Source organism: Nitrospira sp. BLG_1 (genome assembly GCF_047338595.1).
Lineage (GTDB): Bacteria > Nitrospirota > Nitrospiria > Nitrospirales > Nitrospiraceae > Nitrospira_D.
On record NZ_JBLFBO010000009.1, the window covers coordinates 24132 to 41408 of the forward strand.

Annotated in this window: 18 protein-coding genes and 2 riboswitches; of the genes, 1 reads left to right on the forward strand and 17 read right to left on the reverse strand. The window is 55.5% G+C overall.

What is annotated here, in order from left to right; translation table 11 throughout:
• Positions 1–6: 6 nt before the first annotated feature.
• The 16 genes from ACMTNU_RS10160 to ACMTNU_RS10235 form a co-directional block, all read right to left on the reverse strand.
• Complete coding sequence (locus ACMTNU_RS10160; protein ID WP_413935130.1) at positions 7–1566, reverse strand: cobyric acid synthase; 1560 nt, start codon at positions 1564–1566, stop codon at positions 7–9.
• Entirely contained in the window at positions 1563–2291 is a 729-nt protein-coding gene (locus tag ACMTNU_RS10165; RefSeq protein ID WP_413935131.1) for an adenosylcobinamide amidohydrolase, read from the reverse strand. Before ACMTNU_RS10165 ends, ACMTNU_RS10160 begins: the two co-directional genes overlap by 4 nt.
• A 2-nt stretch (positions 2292–2293) precedes the next feature.
• Complete coding sequence (cobD, locus tag ACMTNU_RS10170) at positions 2294–3403, reverse strand: threonine-phosphate decarboxylase CobD (RefSeq protein WP_413935132.1); 1110 nt, start codon at positions 3401–3403, stop codon at positions 2294–2296.
• On the reverse strand, positions 3391–4347 hold the full coding sequence (gene cbiB / locus ACMTNU_RS10175) for an adenosylcobinamide-phosphate synthase CbiB (RefSeq protein ID WP_413935133.1): 957 nt from the start codon (positions 4345–4347) through the stop codon (positions 3391–3393). Before cbiB ends, cobD begins: the two co-directional genes overlap by 13 nt.
• Positions 4344–5108, reverse strand: coding sequence for an adenosylcobinamide-GDP ribazoletransferase (locus ACMTNU_RS10180; protein WP_413935134.1), 765 nt, complete (start codon positions 5106–5108; stop codon positions 4344–4346). Before ACMTNU_RS10180 ends, cbiB begins: the two co-directional genes overlap by 4 nt.
• Positions 5109–5113: 5 nt before the next feature.
• Entirely contained in the window at positions 5114–6169 is a 1056-nt protein-coding gene (gene cobT, locus ACMTNU_RS10185; RefSeq protein WP_413935135.1) for a nicotinate-nucleotide--dimethylbenzimidazole phosphoribosyltransferase, read from the reverse strand.
• Between the two features lie 10 nt (positions 6170–6179).
• Positions 6180–6740, reverse strand: a complete 561-nt coding sequence (locus ACMTNU_RS10190) for a bifunctional adenosylcobinamide kinase/adenosylcobinamide-phosphate guanylyltransferase (RefSeq protein WP_413935136.1) — start codon at positions 6738–6740, stop codon at positions 6180–6182.
• Positions 6718–7245, reverse strand: coding sequence for a cob(I)yrinic acid a,c-diamide adenosyltransferase (locus tag ACMTNU_RS10195; RefSeq protein WP_413935137.1), 528 nt, complete (start codon positions 7243–7245; stop codon positions 6718–6720). The genes ACMTNU_RS10190 and ACMTNU_RS10195 overlap by 23 nt, the downstream gene beginning before the upstream one ends.
• Positions 7199–7999 (reverse strand): 5,6-dimethylbenzimidazole synthase, encoded by an 801-nt coding sequence (gene bluB, locus ACMTNU_RS10200; protein ID WP_413935138.1) that lies wholly within the window; start codon positions 7997–7999, stop codon positions 7199–7201. The genes ACMTNU_RS10195 and bluB overlap by 47 nt, the downstream gene beginning before the upstream one ends.
• Before the next feature lie 24 nt (positions 8000–8023).
• The gene (locus tag ACMTNU_RS10205; protein WP_413935139.1) at positions 8024–8227 is read right to left on the reverse strand and encodes a cysteine-rich CWC family protein; all 204 of its coding nucleotides are present in this window, start codon (positions 8225–8227) and stop codon (positions 8024–8026) included.
• Between the two features lie 14 nt (positions 8228–8241).
• Complete coding sequence (locus ACMTNU_RS10210; protein ID WP_413935140.1) at positions 8242–9639, reverse strand: cobyrinate a,c-diamide synthase; 1398 nt, start codon at positions 9637–9639, stop codon at positions 8242–8244.
• Between the two features lie 6 nt (positions 9640–9645).
• The gene (locus ACMTNU_RS10215; protein WP_413935141.1) at positions 9646–11679 is read right to left on the reverse strand and encodes a TonB-dependent receptor plug domain-containing protein; all 2034 of its coding nucleotides are present in this window, start codon (positions 11677–11679) and stop codon (positions 9646–9648) included.
• Between the two features lie 46 nt (positions 11680–11725).
• A riboswitch (cobalamin riboswitch) is annotated at positions 11726–11931 on the reverse strand.
• Positions 11932–12065: 134 nt separating this feature from the next.
• On the reverse strand, positions 12066–12836 hold the full coding sequence (locus ACMTNU_RS10220; protein WP_413935142.1) for a carbon-nitrogen hydrolase family protein: 771 nt from the start codon (positions 12834–12836) through the stop codon (positions 12066–12068).
• A 1-nt stretch (position 12837) separates the two neighbouring features.
• A complete protein-coding gene (locus ACMTNU_RS10225) occupies positions 12838–13740 on the reverse strand; it encodes an ABC transporter ATP-binding protein (protein ID WP_413935143.1) in 903 nt (300 codons plus the stop codon).
• Positions 13737–14885: a FecCD family ABC transporter permease gene (locus ACMTNU_RS10230; protein ID WP_413935144.1), complete on the reverse strand. Its 1149-nt coding sequence runs from the start codon at positions 14883–14885 to the stop codon at positions 13737–13739. Before ACMTNU_RS10230 ends, ACMTNU_RS10225 begins: the two co-directional genes overlap by 4 nt.
• A gap of 7 nt (positions 14886–14892) precedes the next feature.
• Positions 14893–16062: an ABC transporter substrate-binding protein gene (locus ACMTNU_RS10235; RefSeq protein ID WP_413935145.1), complete on the reverse strand. Its 1170-nt coding sequence runs from the start codon at positions 16060–16062 to the stop codon at positions 14893–14895.
• Between the two features lie 27 nt (positions 16063–16089).
• Positions 16090–16342: riboswitch (cobalamin riboswitch) on the reverse strand.
• Positions 16343–16491: 149 nt separating this feature from the next.
• Here ACMTNU_RS10235 and rpmB point away from each other — a divergent pair.
• Positions 16492–16674 (forward strand): 50S ribosomal protein L28, encoded by a 183-nt coding sequence (gene rpmB, locus ACMTNU_RS10240; RefSeq protein ID WP_413935223.1) that lies wholly within the window; start codon positions 16492–16494, stop codon positions 16672–16674.
• Between the two features lie 24 nt (positions 16675–16698).
• Here rpmB and ACMTNU_RS10245 read toward each other — a convergent pair whose 3' ends face one another.
• The gene (locus ACMTNU_RS10245) at positions 16699–17010 is read right to left on the reverse strand and encodes a hypothetical protein (RefSeq protein ID WP_413935146.1); all 312 of its coding nucleotides are present in this window, start codon (positions 17008–17010) and stop codon (positions 16699–16701) included.
• Positions 17011–17277 lie beyond the last annotated feature (267 nt).

Sequence of the window (17277 nt, forward strand, 5' to 3'; positions counted from 1 at the left end):
CAACAGTTACAGGGAAAATATGCGACGATGAGATAGGCAGGAGAGTAACCGCGCCATATCAAGAGATCGAGTCAGGTGATCCGTCCATCGGTCAAGTTCACCTCGTAGTCGAGCGGTGACGGATCGGGAGGTGTGAACCCCAACCGGGAGAAACCCTTTCCGCGCACGGGCACGATTAAGCCAGGCTCGACGAAAACTAGGCTCATCAAACACTCCATGAATGTAGGTACCCCAAACAAGGCCATCCTCCCGAATGGCCCCATCACACGAATCCTCTTGTACAGCCGCCAATGGATGGGCTCCTCCTATTGGTGAAACACGACGTTGCAACCGGAAACAGGGACGTTCGTTCTGATATACGGTAACTCCCATATGAACTTGGTAGCCTCTCACGATGGTTTGATCAACCACCAGCGTATCTGTCGGATTGGCTTCCACCTGTTCGGTACACTTTTTCTGACTTAGCTCAGTTTCAATACTCAAGTAACCTAGACCAGAACTAATTCCGCCTTGCTCGACGTGATGAGAGTCTGAGATTGTTCGACCGAGCATTTGATAGCCGCCGCAGATGCCAACAAGCTCCCTCCCACTACGCACATGATGTTCAAGAATACGGCTATACCCCTGCTCTCGGAGATATGAGAGGTCGGTAAGCGTATTCTTACTCCCAGGAACGATCACAATATCGGCTTGGGCCAGCAGCGATGGGGTAGTGACATACTTCAAGGCCACATCCGGTTCCGCCATCAATGAATTGAAGTCGGTAAAGTTGCTCATATGAGGCAAGGAAATAACGGCGATATTGAGCTGTTCTGTAGAAAACGCCACCCGCCGATCCCTTTCCTGATTTAAACTGTCTTCTTGGTCCAACAGCAGATCTTGAAGAAATGGCACGACACCCAAGACCGGAATCCCGCTCCGAGAATCCACAAAACTCACTCCATCGGCAAAGAGCTTCGGATCACCGCGAAACTTGTTGATGACGATACCACAAACTCTATCTCGCTCGTCCGGTTCCAACAGGTCTACCGTTCCAAGCACTTGAGCAAAGACACCGCCTCGATCAATATCAGCCACCAGGATTACTCGGGCATCAGCCAGTTCGACGATAGGCCAATTGACCAGATCCCGGTCGCGCAGATTCATCTCTGCCGCACTCCCAGCTCCTTCAATGACTATGGTCTCGTACTGTTGTGCCAGTCTGGCATAGCTGTCCTGCACAATGGCCCACAGGTGTGGTCTCTGCTCAAAATAGGTCGACGCGTTCTCCGTGGACCATACGGATCCTCGCACGACGACCTGTGAACGATTGTCAGACTCTGGCTTGAGCAAGATGGGATTCATGTCGACATGCGGGAGAATGCCACAGGCTTCGGCTTGAAGTGCCTGCGCTCGACCGATCTCTCCGCCCTCCGGAGTCACGAATGAATTCAGCGACATGTTCTGTGCTTTGAATGGGGCTACACGCATGCCTGTACGATGAAGGAATCGGCAGATTCCTGCTGTGACCAGACTTTTCCCGACATCCGAGCCAGTCCCCAGAACAGCAAGTGCCTGTGCCGTCATTGATGCGACTCCTGCCATGCTCTTGCCTTCGCCAAGCCATGCGTAACACAGTCGGTGACGACTTGCCCAATCAATGCCCCCATGACGGTATGCGTCCCACTATAGATATGCCATGTCCCCTGCCCACGCAGCGAACAGGCAATCACCACCACGTCTGTCCCAGTCCCGGTGGCAGCAGCACTGCTCTGGCAACTCAGGACACCGTGATCACGTAATACACCGCTCTTGGCCTCTGTGACAACTTGTACGGCACCGACCATTGCGGATTGAGACAGACTGCCGTTTGTGATGAGAATGAGATTGATCGTCCCTGGTTTGAGTAATCTGTTGCCGGCACCATCTCCGGGTGGCCATTCTCCAGCTCGAACAGCATTGGTCACACCAACCGTTGCAAAACACTCCACCCATAACCCATCCGACGCAGCTCGTGCCGTCACCACTTGCGTCATCGGAACCGCCGTCATCAGCCCGACAGTCGATGCGTGGATTCCCATGGAAACGGCCAACTCCCGTAAACAGGATGCCGGGTCATGACAGGACAGTGACTGCGTTCCTGGCACCGATGACTGAGCATCCACCTGATGATTGAGGATATAGGAAGCTACCCTGAACCCTCCCCCTTGGGGAGCCGATGAAAGAACGCGCTTTCGCCCTTCCAGCTCGATCACCAACGTCTGCCCTCTCACACGATACCGGCTATGAACCTGTGTGGAGTCCTTTTTCATCTTCAGTTCTTAAAGAGGAGTAGGTGAGAAAGCTCGCGAAGGAGTCGGTCATTCTCAGACCTCGTTCGCACCGCGAGTCGAACGGATCGTGAGTTGGCACCGGGCACTGAAGAGCAATCTCGAATCAATACCCTTTTTCTTCGCAATCGTTCAGTGATATCGCGTGCAGGGTGAGCACGAGGGAGCTCGACAAGACAGTAGTTCGCATAGGTGGGTATCACCGTACAGCCAGGTAACGCGGCCAGCTTTCTTCGAAATCGTTCGCGCTCCTGTGTCATGAATGTCAGGCTTGTTCGCGCATGGGCCTCGTCGTTGAGGGCCGCCAATGCCGCAACTTGCCCCATCGTACCGACCGACCAAGGAGGGAGCTGTCGTTGAATCCGTCTGATCGTTGTCTGTGCCGACACCGCATAGCCTACACGCAATCCGGGTAAGGCATAGAACTTGGTCATACTGCGTAGGACCACGACATGTGGCCAAGAGACCGCCCGGCGCAAGACCGACCGGTCAGAACAGTAATCGGCAAACGATTCATCAATGATCAGCCAAAGACCTCGCTTGCGAGCAGACCCGGCCAATCGTATCAGATCATCGACGGTACAGGCCTGCCCTGTCGGGCTATTGGGGTGACAGAGCATCACGCTGTCAAAGGAGCGCCCCTCGTTCCGGCCTGTCTCCATGGCCCGACAAAGACGATCGACCGGAATGGCATAGTCGTCCATTCGATCAGCATAGAGTGTTGTGGTCTCTGTTCCAGCTCGCCTCATGGCTGCGGCATATTCTGAAAAAGTGGGCTGGACGACAAGGAGGCGATGGATACCCAACGCACGAGGCAGCGCGTCGATCAACTCCGTAGAGCCGTTCCCAACCACGATCTGGTCTGGGTTTATCCGCCAGAATGCAGCCAACGCTTGGCGAAGCTCCCAACAGTCCGGGTCCGGATAATGGGCCAGTAGATGCATGGAAGAGGCAATGGCTTTCCACACATGTGGAGAAGGGCCCAAGGGATTGATGCTTGCACTGAAATCGACGATATCGCCTGGATCACATGCCAGCGCTCGTGCGACACGATAGATATTCCCACCATGTAAGGCCTTGTTCACACGAGCCATCTGAGTCCTATGGCCAGAAGAACAGCTAACATACTGGCTATTGCCATCACCTTCGTTGCCGGGACGATGTCGTCTGGTTCGACACAGCGCCCATCGAGGCCAAGCGTTGGACGGTTATGTGGAATACCGTCATAGAAATTGGTGCCACCGAGTCTCACACCCAACACACCGGCCATCGCTGCCTCAGGTCTCCCGCTGTTGGGACTGGGATGCTTCCCGCCATCCCGTATGAACACACGCCATCCCCGACAGACGGATTCCCGTTGTCTGGCCATCAAGCCGGCACCAAGAATCAAGAGCATCGCCGCAAGACGAGCCGGAATCCAGTTGGCCAGATCATCCAGTCGAGCCGATGCCCATCCAAAATCAGCATACCGGGTATCGCGGTGCCCAATCATAGAATCAAGCGTGTTGATCGCCTTGTAGGCCAAAGCCAGAGGGGCACCACCGATTGCCAAGTACAGGAGAGGCGCAACCACACCATCTGCCGAACTTTCTGCGACCGTCTCGACCGTCGCACGAGCCACCTCGGATGGGGAGAGTCCGTCCGTGTCTCGCCCGACAATCATCCCTACCGCTCGGCGCGCAGCTGAGAGATTTCCCCCCTGGAGTGGGCCATCCACTGCATGGGCATGGTCCCAGAGGTCCCTCGCAGCCAGCGTCATCCACGCCATGATGATCGAGAGAGCATACCCCAACCATTCCGCAACCTGTTTGGCCTCTTCAATGATCACTGTGGCAAGCACGAAGGTCACGGTCGGCAATCCGATGGCGAGACAAATTCCTGCGAGGCGAAGGTTGATCGCTCTTCGGCAGATCCTCCGCACTCCATGATCACACCATGCAATACATCGTCCCATCACACGAACGGGGTGCGGCAACCAGTGAGGATCACCAAGCAGTGCATCTACTACAGCCGCAGCAAGAAGTTCGCCGCCGGTCATGCGAACCGAAACAAGAGCGGAATGGATAGGAGGAAGAGAATCTCGATGACCTCATTCATGGCCCCAAGCGTATCGCCGGTAATCCCACCGAACCATCTACGGCACCCCCACCAACCTATCAGCACGACAACTACCCCGGCCATCATGACGACGAACGAGGTGACGATGCCGAAACCTACACCCAGTCCCATGGCCACAAGAAGTGTGGCCACGAGGACGTGTCGCCACGAGAGATGGGTAAGAAACGGAGCGGCTAAGCCTCCTTCCGCCCTGGCGTAGGGAGAAACCCATGCGGAGGTTACCATGGCCCAACGGCCGACCGCAGGCATACAACACAGCGCAGACACTCGCAATTCGTGAGGTAACACCATCAAGCCGGCATAACGGAGAAGCAGCGAGAGAAAGAGCCCGGTGGCACCGAGTGCACCGACCTGGGGATCGCGCATGATCGACAGTCGTTCGGCCGAGGTGCAACCGCCGGCCAGGCCATCCAACGTATCGGCCAATCCATCCTGATGGAGTCCGCGTGTCAGCAGCACGAGGAGCACGATCAATAAGGCATTCACCACGATACCGTCAAAGACCACCTGCAATGCCATATCAGCAACAACCAGGCCACCACCGATCAGCAAGCCCACGACGGGATACCAGGCCATCGACGCCGCGAGCTCAGGCGCCGTCGGTTCATGATGCACTCTGCTCAGAGGAATGGTCGTCAGAAAATGCCAGGCGAAGATGAATGGACGGGCGACGGCTCCCATAGGCATCACAACTTGTTTGCCACCCCGGCTTCTTCGAACGTCGCCATCTCCGTATAGACTTTGACGGCTGCACAGACGAGATCCATCCCTAAGCAGGCTCCGGTCCCCTCGCCGAGTCGAAAATCGAGATCAAACAGCGGGGTCAATCCCAACTGGTTCAGAATCGCGCGATGCCCCTTCTCGACCGACCGATGCGCGGCAATCAGATAGGCACGACACAACGGCTGAAGTCCTACGGCAATCAACGCCGCGGCACCGGCGATAAATCCATCCAACACGACAGGCACACGGGAGGCGGCGGCACCGAGCATCAGCCCAGCCAGTCCAGCGATTTCCAATCCCCCGATCTTTGCCAACACACCGATCGGATCGGACGGCTTCGGACGATGCAGATCGAGAGCCTGTTGAATCACACGTACCTTGTGCGCACGATCTGACTCCTGAATACCTGTCCCGTGTCCGGTGACCTCTTCTACAGGCCGACCGGTCATCACCGCCGTAATGGCCGCGCTGGGAGTCGTATTCCCGATTCCCATCTCCCCTGTTCCGATGAGACCGATACCCTCCCGTACAGCCTCTGTCGCCAAGTCGATCCCCACCTGGACGGCTTGCTCCGCCTGCTCCCGCATCATCGCCGGCTCCCGCATCACATTGCCTGTCCCATTCATGATTTTTCGGTGAATCAACCCAGGGACGGTCTTAAAGTCATAATCAACTCCGATATCGACCACACGGACAACCACGCCCGCGTGCCTGGCGAGTACGTTCACGCCGGCGCCACCTCGTAGGAAGTTCAGCACCATTTGAGGGGTGACCTCACGCGGATAGGCACTCACACCTTCTGCCGTGACACCATGATCGGCGGCAAAGGTGAACACCATTCCCCGGGGGATAGTGGGCTTCAACTCGCCGGTCATGGTGACGTAGGCTGTGGCCAACTCCTCAAGCTTGCCAAGGCTGCCGAGTGGCTTGGTCAGCCGACCCAAATGAGTCTGTGCTTTCGTGTGCAACGCTGGGTCAAGCGGCTGAATCTGATGACAGACATCCTGAATCGACATCACGCTCCTTTCCTCACTTCAGGCGAAGCGGTAGTCCACTGACCGCCAGATAGGCTTCATTCGCCCCTGCAGCAAGGCATTGATTCACTCGTCCGGAAAGATCACGGAACGCTCGCACTGATGGTTCAACTGGGACAAGGCCCGACCCTAACTCATTACTGACGATGATCACTGTGGCCCCGGTGCGCCGCATCGCGTCAAGAAGTGTTCCTACACGCGCAAGAATGACTGATTCCCCGAGACCAATCCCGACCAAATTACTCAACCAGAGAGTCACACAATCAAACACGACGATCCGGTACTCTGACCCCTGTTTGGCAAACCAGGCCTCCACATCAAGAGGCTCTTCAATCGTCTGCCATTCGGCTGAACGGGTCGCCCGATGCCTCGCAATGCGTTCCACCATTTCGGCATCAAGCCCCTGCCCAGTCGCGACAAATGCACGTGGCCCCCGCGAGCCCGCTAACTGAAGCGCGATCTCGCTTTTCCCGGACGAGGCCCCACCCAACACGACAATAATACGACTCTTGGGTCGTCCGACAGACCGAGCGTTACGTCGAGTTCTTGGCGACATCCCGTTCCCACAAAAATTCCGGTTCGCCCTGTGTCTTGGCCACCCATCGAGCCAGGACAAATAAGGCATCACTCAGCCGATTGACGAACTTGATGATGGTCGGATCAACTGGTTCAATTTTTGAGAGCGCGACACACAAGCGCTCGGCTCGACGGCAAATCGTCCTGGCCTGGTGGAGAAAACCCGACACTTTTCCCCCTCCGGGAAGGATGAACTCTTTAAGCGGTTCCAAACTCTTCTGGCATCGATCGATCATCTTTTCAAGCCGTGTGACATCGCTCGCCAGTACTTGCGGCATATTCTTGAACGTCTGCCCTGGTGTCGTCGCCAAAATACTCCCGACATCGAAGAGCTTGTTCTGCACCCATCGAAGCTCATCTTCCAACTGGCCGGCCCGTTTGTTGTGCTCGACAATTTCTTGATTGAAAACCCGAACTATTCCGATTGAAGAATTCAATTCATCGACGGTGCCGTACGCCTCGACCCGAAGACTGTCCTTCCACACCGGTTGCCCGCCGGCGAGTCTGGTTTTTCCCGCGTCTCCCGTTCTTGTATAGACCTTGGTAATCCGCATACCCGTTGCTCCCCTTGTCCGAACTTTGATTCCCCCATGCTTCATAGTGAATGAGCTGATCAACTGGAATCCGCTCCCGCCACCCCGCCGTCTCTAAATCAGGAGCCTGTTCAAATTTCGAGACATACCCTAAACACAAGTAGGCCAGAATCGTCACCGATTGAGGAACGCCAACCACTTGCTTCAGCGCCTGATGATCCAGGATGCTGACCCAGCCGACCCCGATCCCTTCCGCCCTGGCAGCCAGCCAAAGATTTTGAACCGCGCAACAGGTACTATACAAGTCCGTCGCACGCACCGTGGAGCGCCCAAGGACTTGAGGCCCACCGCGTCGTCGGCTGCATGTGATACACAGATTGATCGGTGCTTCCTCAATGCCTTCCAACTTCAACCGCCGGTACAGTGCTCCCTTGGCGCCTGCATATCGGGCAGCAGCTTTGGTGTTGGCATCGATGAAGAGGTCCTTCACCGCACGTTTCGTTGCACCATTGCGGATGACCACAAAATCCCATGGCTGCATGAAGCCGACTGATCCGGCATGATGAGCCGCCGTTAACAATCGCATCATCACCGGATCAGAGATTGGCTTCGGCAGAAAGTTCCGACGCACGTCACGGCGTTCGAAAATCACCCGATACACCGCCTCACGCTCTGGCTCAGAAAATCGTCCCTGTGGTCGGCTCATTCTAATCTCGACTCGGCCTACTCGTTACCTGATGGACGACGATCGTGGTCCCAACTCACCAGTTGCCACTTTTCCTAGGCAGATCTGGCAGAGACAGTCCGTAAACTGTGCGGCGATCCAGTCCATCTGCTGCTCTGTAATCCCCAATGTGCCACACCAACATTGGTACCCGACACATTGAAACGACTGACCACAGTGTTCACAGACCTTTTCAACAGGACCCCTCATTCCTCTACCTTCAGTTAGTAGGCCCCTGATCCTGATGCGTATTGGGCGGTGCGACGTGCCGAGTCGACTAGCGCCGCTGCGCAAGTCGGTTGGCTCCCAAAATGCAGATGCGTATAGAGCCCCAACGTATTGGAAGTCAGCATGCCATCGCACCCCTTCGACTCACCTTGCGCATCGGTCAACATGCACGCATAAGCCATTGGGCCTTTTGGTGCAATCGTCGAATAATGAAACTCATGCCCCCGCGCAGTGAGTCCAGTTGGCCCGATGACACAAGACCGGGTCACCTCAAGCGCGCGATACCCCAAGGTCATCTTCGCATGCTGCATGGTCGAATCAGCCTGAAAGAGCCCCACCATTTCATGCAAACGGCCGTCACAATCTCTCAGGCCCTCTGTGAGATACATCATGCCCCCGCATTCCGCATAAATCGTCCCACCTTGCGCGCCGAATTGTTTGATCGCCGACTTCATGGGCCTGTTGGCCGCTAAGGCTGGACCGTGCAATTCGGGATACCCTCCGCCCAGATAAAGCATGCCCAGATCATCGGGAAGCTTAGCATCATGCAGTGGAGAAAATACAACTAGTTCGCCTCCTTCTGCTTCGAGCAATTCCAAATTATCCGCATAGTAAAAGCAAAAGGCCTGGTCCTGTGCCACGCCAATACGAACGGTCTTGGGTCGACAATGCAGGAGAGGACTTGCAGCTTCCGCCAAGGGAGCGCATGAGTGTGCAAGAGCTTCGATCCGATCGAGGTCGACAGTCTCCAAGGCAGCTTTCGCCAACCGATGATAAAGACTCCGATCCGGTTGTTCATGACCCATGGTGAGGCCAAGGTGCCGATCGGTGATGATCAACTCTGGATCAGAACACAGATACCCAAGCACTATGACATCCGTCGCATTCTCTACCGCGGTTTTGAGCAACTTGTAATGGCCTTCACTGTTGACCCTGTTAAACACCACGCCTGCCACATGTACGGCAGGATCAAAGCGCGCATACCCTGCCACCATCGCTGCGGCAGAACGAGCCAAGGCACTGCCGTCGATGACCAGAATAACCAGGGCATCCAATTGTTTGGCCAGTTCCGCGGTACTCCCACTCTCGCTGAGTGGAGCGCTACTGTCGAAGAGCCCCATCATTCCTTCGATCACGGAGAGGTCAGCATCCTCCGCAGCACGCGTAAAGATCCCCAGGTTGCCCTGTGTTCCCAACATCCACCCATCAAGATTCCTCGACTGCCTTCCCGTCGCCGCCCGATGATGACTGGGATCGATAAAGTCCGGCCCCGCCTTGAACGGCTGAACCTGGCGGCCCCGTTCCCGTAAGGCCGCCAGAATGGCCAGCGTTGCGGTTGTTTTCCCGACACCGCTGTGCGTGCCGGCTATCACCAGTCGTGGATACTGTTTCATGCAACCCTAGAGCGGTAGATCGTAATTGATCCGTACACCACCAAATATGGAACGGATCGGCGTCCCGAAGAACAGTGTCTCTTCGTATTTCTCGTTGAAGATGTTGTCCAAGCGGAGATAGGTTTGCAGGTACTTCGTCACGTCATAGCTCGCCGACAGATTCCAGACGACAAACGAGGGAGTAGGATTTCCATTCCCAGTATTGCCGAACCGCTCGCCGACATAGCGCCCCTCCAGACTGGCCTGCAACCTTTCTATGGGCTGATACCGGAGTACCGTCGAAATCTGATGGAGCGGCCATTTCGGAAGACGTGTGTCCGCGCCACCACTGATATCCCGCGTCGCTGCGTAGGTATATTGGATCTGCAGATCCAAGTTCTTCACCCATGGCCCGTCACGATAGAGTTTCAGCTTTGTGCTGACCTCCACACCTTCCGCTCGAGCCAAGCCGACATTCTGCGCACAGAACCCAAAAGACCCAGGCTCCGTACAGACAGCAGGATCGAAGACCGACAAAATAAGATTGCGGTAGCGGGTCCAAAAATACCCGACGCTGATGCTGCCTCGATCATTCGGCAATGCCTGTTCGAGGGCCACATCAAACGCTTGGCTCTTTTCAGGTTTCAAATTGGAGTTACCAAAACCCGGGAAAAACAGCTGATTGATCGTGGGGGCCCGAAAACCGGTCGAGTAGCTGCCTCTGAACTTTGTGCCGGTCTCCTTGAGCAGATATCCCCCGGTCACTCGATAGGTCGTCGCGCTTCCGAATACGTTGTACTCATCCTGTCGGATACCCGCCGTACCAAATACACGATCCCAGAGATTCAACTGTGCTTCTCCAAAGCCAGCATGGCTACTGACGGATTTGTTCTCAAAAACGGTGGTGCTGGTCAAGAGATCACGATAGTCGCCTCTCTGTTCGCGAAACTGATATCCCGCCGTCAATCTAAGCGGTTTGCCGACTTGGATATTGTGCTGCCATTCAATTCGATTACTCGTGGTTCCGATTTGAGACCGAAACGGGGATCCAATGGATCCCGTGGCTCCCGTCACAAGACTCCGTTCCACCGCGCCACCGTCACTCACCAGATTTTCAGTGGCCCGTGACAAGATCAGTTGTTGCGACCACCAGGCGGTGATCGGTTGCATGTAATTTCCTGCAAACACATATTGGACACTTTTGGATCTGGCACCAAACACATCCGCCGGCTCTGACGCGAAGGTCGTCGAATTAAACGTAAAGCCGTCAAAATTCACACTGCCGTCAAGCCAACGAAAACTAAACTCCAGCCGTCCGTCCTTCGGCAGGTCCGCACCCAGTCGAACAGATCCTTGCCAGTTGTGGTAGCCATCACGCTCAGCTGCGCCACGTCGGTAGTTGATCGCTGAAAATCCGGCCGTATCCAAACGGGCGATCGAGCCTGAAAAATCAATCGGTCCTTTCTTTCCGGCCAGACTGCCTCCTTCTCGAATCGTATTGAATGATCCATATTCGACAAAACCTGAGACGTTGGGTTTCTCTTGTCCCCGCTTGGTCGTGATGTTGATCACACCACCCATGGCATCCGACCCCCAGAGCATGCTCTGGCTCCCACGCAAAATTTCGATTCGTTCGATGTTGTCGGACGTGAGATTCGCGAAATTGTAACTGCCCAGGGTGGCACTGTTGACGATCGCCCCATCAGTCAACACGAGTGTCTGCTCAGGCGTTCCCCCGCGCATGCGCACATCAACCGTTGTGCCGAGTCCTCCACTTTGAAAGACCGCAAGACCCGATGACCATCGAAGCGCTTCGGCGACTGTTCTGATTTTCCGTTGTTGGATCTCCTCGCCGGTGATGACCTCAACGGCACTGGTGACTTGTTTGGCCGGAATTGGGGTCTTCGTCGCACTCACCACGACATCAGGAGCCTCGACGGTCTCCTGTTGATCGGCCATGGCGATGTCCTGAGCGAATACAGCGGGGTGCAGAAAGTAGAGAAAGGCGATAAGGAAACAACAGGCAACAACAAACCGGGGACACCGATACACACGATGCATGAAAACCTCCCTTTGACTCGAAGGGTGTGAATGTTTCCCGTCCGTTGGGTCTCCTGACTTGCGGCTCGTCGTTTCCCTGCGCCTTCCCATCCTTTGCGTGAAACGTAAAACGTCATTCGTGAAGCGACTGCAAGAAACCCCTTCCGCTTCACGAGAGACATTTCACGACCCACGCCCTAAGACAGTGGCATTATGCAGAGTCACTCCCCGCTTACAGTGGCGGCACCGTGATGGACTTGCACCATCTTCCCCGGCACTGACGGTCTATCTCGTTGTGAGTTTTTTCCTCCTTCCTCTCGGCATCCACCAGTATGGAACAGAAAAAAGGGATGCGCCTTTCCCTGTTGAGTACGAGTACTCACGTACGACATCATCGATGTTCCGAGCTAGCTTCGCATATAGTCTGCCCGAAATTGAGTTGTGCTTGGTACCATATTGGAGAAGTCCCAGTCAAACGTGAGGACTGCCGATCGGTCCGACGTATGAGACAGCAGCCGGTCACCATTCTTTGCGACTAAGCTCGGCGCCCTCCAAAAATCGAGTGTCTGCTCCGCACCCGTTCGATTGCAGACGATCACGGGTAGTCCCGTTTCCTGGCTCCGCTGCTCCCATTCCCCATTGGGGCCATGAATGCCTGGTCCCCATGACGCGGGCGACACCAACATCTCTGCCCCTTCGAATTTCAGCGCTCGAGCGATATTCGATGTATAGGCATCGCTGCAAATAAGCACACCGACCTTAATCCCGTCGCAGTCGATCGGTGCCGCACTGTCGCCTGGACTTGACCATGACAGGGAATCGCTCAATACATTGATCTTGCGATGTTTGCCCAATATCTCCCCCGTCGGGCCGATGACAAACACGGAGTTATAGAACCTCCTGCCCTCTCTCTCCGGGCAACCGAGAAAGACCGTTCGCTTCAACGTTCTCATCAGCTTGCAGACCTGTTGCATCCACGGATCGGGTTGCGGCTGGATCCAATCAGAGCCGACGACGTGGGCAAACTGCAGTCCGCACACAGCAAGCTCCGGCGTCACGATCCATTGAGCGTTGATTGCTGCGGCATGTTTGATGGCCTCCACAATCACATACCGGTTCCGATCAATAGCTCCGGGAACCGTCTCAAGATGAAGCAGCGCGATCTTGCCCCGCGTCATGTCACTTGTTCCCTGTGGATTTCCGACCGGGCAATGTCACTCGAGGTACGCCCGAGGTCGGATGTCGATCGATGAGGACCTGACATCGATAGACCTGCTCTAACACCAGAGGCTCGATGACTTCATCGGGAGTTCCGAGCCGAACCACTTGTCCCTCAGCAAGCAGCAGCAGGCGATCGCAATATTGGCTGACGAGATTCAAATCATGTGAGATCAGAACCACCGTCAAGCCACGCTCATCTTTCAATCGACATAACACCGATCCGATCTCAACCTGATGTTGCAGGTCGAGAAACGCAGTCGGCTCATCAAGCAACAAGACGTTCGGTGTCTGAGCCAAGGCTCGCGCAATCATCGTCCGTTGCCGTTCCCCACCGGAAAGGTCCGTTACCGCCCGCTGGGCCAAGTGGGCAACATCCATCGTCCTCATGGCATCCTCGGCAATGGCCATATCCTCCCCGCTTTCCCATCCAAAGCCACTTCCCCATCGGTTTCGAGGACGATGAGGAAATCGTCCCAATAAGACCGTTTCCGCAACCGTAAAGGGAAAGAGCTGCGGTGTGTCTTGTGGGACCACTCCAACGAGACGAGCAATCTCATCTTGCCCCATCGCTGTCAGGTCTCGTCCGAATAAGGTGATGCTGCCCTGCTGCGGACTGGCAAGCCGGGCCAAGAGTTTCAACAGGGAGGTCTTTCCTGACCCATTGGGGCCCACGATGCCCAGCACTTCCCCCTGGGCAACCTGAAAAGATACGTCATCAAGGATCCATGGGCTGCTTGAGGAATCCGTCGACTGATATCGAAACCGAAGGGAATGCACCTCATAGGCGTCGCACGGTTGGACCAAGCAACTCGCACAAGGCTCGTTGCCTCCACCAGGTTGACTCTCCTTGCCCCCTCTCACGCCAACCGATCCTTTCGCCAGAGCAGGAGATAGACGAAGAATGGCCCGCCCGCCAAAGCGGTGATGATCCCGACCGGAACTTCTGTGGGTGCAATCAACGTCCGCGCTATCGTATCTGCCCCCATGAGAAAGGTGCCTCCGACTAATGCTGAGGCAGGTAAGAGCAGTCGATGGTCCGCGCCGATGGCCAGGCGCACGGCATGGGGCACGACCATTCCGATAAACCCGATCATGCCACTGACAGACACTACGGCACCGGTGACCAATGCCGTCAAGATGAAGATGGAGCGCTTTGCCCGTTCTGTATCGACACCAAGCGAGCGAGCCGCATCTTCGCCTAATGCCAGGATATTCAAGGCACGCACCTGTCTGAAGAGGAGGATGAGACTGATCGAAAGATAGACGAGCACCCCAACGAGCCCACTATACGTAGGAGAGGTGAGTGTTCCCATCAGCCAGGCCATCATCCCGTATGAACGATTTGGATCCAGGATCGACGTAATGAACATGATCAAGGCGGAGAAGATGGCGTTCAAAATTACTCCCGTCAACAACAGGTTATGAATAGGCAAGCGTTCTGAGTTGGTCGCCATTCGATAGACAATCATCAACGCGACGATCCCACCGGCAAAGCCGCACGCCGGCAACGCCGCTTCCGCTAAGAATGTCGTCCCCGCTCCACATAAGACACCCACTGCTGCTCCGAGCGCCGCTCCGCTGGAGACGCCAAGCACATAGGGATCCGCTAAGGGGTTTCGCAACAAGGCCTGTAAGACAACACCCACCGATGCTAACGAGCAACCGACCAAAAATCCCAGCAACACCCGCGGAAGTCTAATCTGGAGCAAGATCGTCCGTGTGATATCTGCTGAACCGCCATCCGCTTCAGCCTGATCAACGGTTATGGCACCCATCAACACGCGGAGCACCTCTCCATAGGCAATCGGTTGAGCTCCGAAGTGAAGACACACGAGACTTACGACGACCGCCGTCAAACTCAACAACCCAAGTATCAGGATCAAGCGTGAACGGGTCAGGATGGCCCCTTGCACAACGCTGCCGTGCGCAGGGGGCGCAGAGCTTTGTTCATGAGACAACCGATCGGCACAGGAACGGGGAAACCCTGTGGCTGACGGCAGTTTCACAAGAGCCTCATGGATGAAGCGCAGGGACACTGGGGCCGAATAGTTCCGGATGAATCGCCCGGACGAGCTGTTCTAGTCCTTCAATGACACGAGGCCCAGGACGATTCAGGAGATTCGACGAGACTTCATGAAATCTCTGCCGCTTGACCGCTGAAAGTGAGTCCCAACGCCGCCACTGCTGCTGCTCGCTTCGCGGCACCGTTTCTACCTCGCCGCTCGGGAAAATCAGCACTTCCGGATCTTCCTTGAGCACGGTCTCCATACTCAGTCGAGGATAGGGAACACCCGCCTGAGCGGCGACGTTGACTCCTCCTGCCAGGCCGATCATCTGATGGATAAAACTTCCCGGCCCGACGCTGATCAACGGCTGACTGTTCAACACATACAGGACTCGCTTCGTAGGGAGCGCCTCCACTTTGAGTTTGAGCTCAGTCATACGCTGACGGATACGTTGCGTGACGTCGTTCGCGGCTGAGGTTTTCTCGAACATTGCCCCCAATGTATGCATCTGAAGCGGGATGTCCTCCAACGTCTTGGCATCGAGGACAAACACGGGGATTTTAAGCTGCTCCAGTTTCACCTGGAGATCGGGGCGGAGAAAGTCTTTGGGGGCGAGCACCATATCCGGTTGCAAGCCGATGATCGTTTCCATGTTGGGATTGGCATAGCCGACTTTGGCTTTGGATTTGGCACCAACCGGGTAATCACAAAACTCTGTGACTCCGACAATCTGCTCACCCAAGCCCAGCGCAAACAACATCTCGGTGATACTCGGCGCCAACGAGACCACGCGAGCCGGCGGCTTCGCCAGATAGAGACGTCGCCCGGCATCATCAACAAAAGCCCGAGACGAGACATGGGCCATGAACGGCATGCCGGTGAGAATTCCCTGTGGCCGTCGCTTCATGATTGAAACTTTGGAACCATAAGCCGATGCCATACTCACATCAAGCAACAGCAGGCAGACGCAGAGTCCGATGACCCACTGACGCCCGCGATCGCGTCCAAACAGAGTTCCATGCAAGGCCGCAGCACGTGAACAGCCGAGACGTACAGATGCCTGTACAGTGCACGCCGCCAATGATGCGAGAACACCGCAGGAAACCCGTTTCAACGCGATAGCAATAAAAATCCCCAAGGCCTGACCAGACCTTGAGGATTGCACCCGCTTCTTCATCCTCACCCGTTCCCCAGCCTCGAGGGAACAACGGTCATGTCTTCGAGCAGGTCTTCTGGCTCATGGTTCCCCCTACTCCCCGTACCTTCCCATCTCTTGAAGCTATCGGCTCACCGCATTCAGCTCAACGCTAAAAGCTGATTGCTAGCAGCTGACAGCTCCATTGCGACAGTGGCATCACCGGGTTTCGTCCCCATTCACAGCGGCGGGACCGCGAGGGCTTCAACCCTCTTCCCTTGCTCGAACATTCCTAGGCAGAGCACAATAGGAGAGGGGTAGAGAAGTTGTCAAGATCGACTAGATTACTCCTCCACCACCCGTTGTATCATGAGAAGAATCAGATGCTTGTGAGCGTATATCCGGCTATGGTAGTATCCGGCAGTTCAACTGGATTTCACATCAGCGAGAAGGAGTACGATCGTGGCATTTATGTGTGAAGTGTGCCTCAAGAAGCCGGTCTCCGGAAACAATGTCAGCCATGCGAACAATAAGACCCGGCGCGTGTTCAATCCCAACATTCAAACCGTGCGAGCCGTCGTCGGCAAGAGCCACAAGCGGATCCGCGTCTGCACTCGCTGCCTGCGTTCCGGGTTGGTCAAGAAAGCCGTCTAGTCTTTCCTCACGGTTCACGCAACGCTAGGGTGCGCCCCACAGAATCCGGCCTCCTCGCTCGACCAGCTTGATGACCGCTGGATCATCAGGCGACAGAGTGAGGGTGCGGTTGCCATCTTTGCTTCGAAGCACAAGCCCAACCTCGCCGTTTGCATCCAACCCAATCCCCGCACGGGCTTTCCCTTTTGCATCCAGGAGTAAGAATTCTTCAGCGTTCACTCCATTCGACTTCTGTGCTTCGGCAGAGTTCGGAAGAACGACCTGGGTACTGACGATCCCACCGACTATTCCGCCAAAAAATGACGCAACGCAAAGTATCAGCATCTGTTTATTCATCACGGCGGATCCTTTCGTACAATGAAGCTGAAATCTATCTCCACGTGGTTTATTAAGGAAGTCGGTACCCTACAGGGCAACCATAGGCCTCTCAATGAATCGTTCGCCTCAGAACATGCGTCAACTCATCTCCTGGTGTCATGTACATGCATTGGATCTGGCATTCGTTCTTGATTTTGAGATAGGTGCTAACTGTGCATATTGAGTGCCTACAGGGCAGATCCCTTATAATCGCTGCCCTGAGTATTTGAGGCTGTACACAATCCA

Excerpts from the sequence above, each read along its gene's own strand:
- ACMTNU_RS10160 (WP_413935130.1), bottom strand. The coding sequence starts at position 1,566 with ATGACGGCACAGGCACTTGCTGTTCTGGGGACTGGCTCGGATGTCGGG.
- ACMTNU_RS10165 (WP_413935131.1), bottom strand. The coding sequence starts at position 2,291 with ATGAAAAAGGACTCCACACAGGTTCATAGCCGGTATCGTGTGAGAGGG.
- cobD (WP_413935132.1), bottom strand. The coding sequence starts at position 3,403 with ATGGCTCGTGTGAACAAGGCCTTACATGGTGGGAATATCTATCGTGTC.
- cbiB (WP_413935133.1), bottom strand. The coding sequence starts at position 4,347 with ATGACCGGCGGCGAACTTCTTGCTGCGGCTGTAGTAGATGCACTGCTT.
- ACMTNU_RS10180 (WP_413935134.1), bottom strand. The coding sequence starts at position 5,108 with ATGGGAGCCGTCGCCCGTCCATTCATCTTCGCCTGGCATTTTCTGACG.
- ACMTNU_RS10190 (WP_413935136.1), bottom strand. The coding sequence starts at position 6,740 with ATGTCGCCAAGAACTCGACGTAACGCTCGGTCTGTCGGACGACCCAAG.
- bluB (WP_413935138.1), bottom strand. The coding sequence starts at position 7,999 with ATGAGCCGACCACAGGGACGATTTTCTGAGCCAGAGCGTGAGGCGGTG.
- ACMTNU_RS10205 (WP_413935139.1), bottom strand. The coding sequence starts at position 8,227 with ATGAGGGGTCCTGTTGAAAAGGTCTGTGAACACTGTGGTCAGTCGTTT.
- ACMTNU_RS10210 (WP_413935140.1), bottom strand. The coding sequence starts at position 9,639 with ATGAAACAGTATCCACGACTGGTGATAGCCGGCACGCACAGCGGTGTC.
- ACMTNU_RS10215 (WP_413935141.1), bottom strand. The coding sequence starts at position 11,679 with ATGCATCGTGTGTATCGGTGTCCCCGGTTTGTTGTTGCCTGTTGTTTC.
- ACMTNU_RS10220 (WP_413935142.1), bottom strand. The coding sequence starts at position 12,836 with ATGACGCGGGGCAAGATCGCGCTGCTTCATCTTGAGACGGTTCCCGGA.
- ACMTNU_RS10235 (WP_413935145.1), bottom strand. The coding sequence starts at position 16,062 with ATGAAGAAGCGGGTGCAATCCTCAAGGTCTGGTCAGGCCTTGGGGATT.
- rpmB (WP_413935223.1), top strand. The coding sequence starts at position 16,492 with ATGTGTGAAGTGTGCCTCAAGAAGCCGGTCTCCGGAAACAATGTCAGC.
- ACMTNU_RS10245 (WP_413935146.1), bottom strand. The coding sequence starts at position 17,010 with ATGAATAAACAGATGCTGATACTTTGCGTTGCGTCATTTTTTGGCGGA.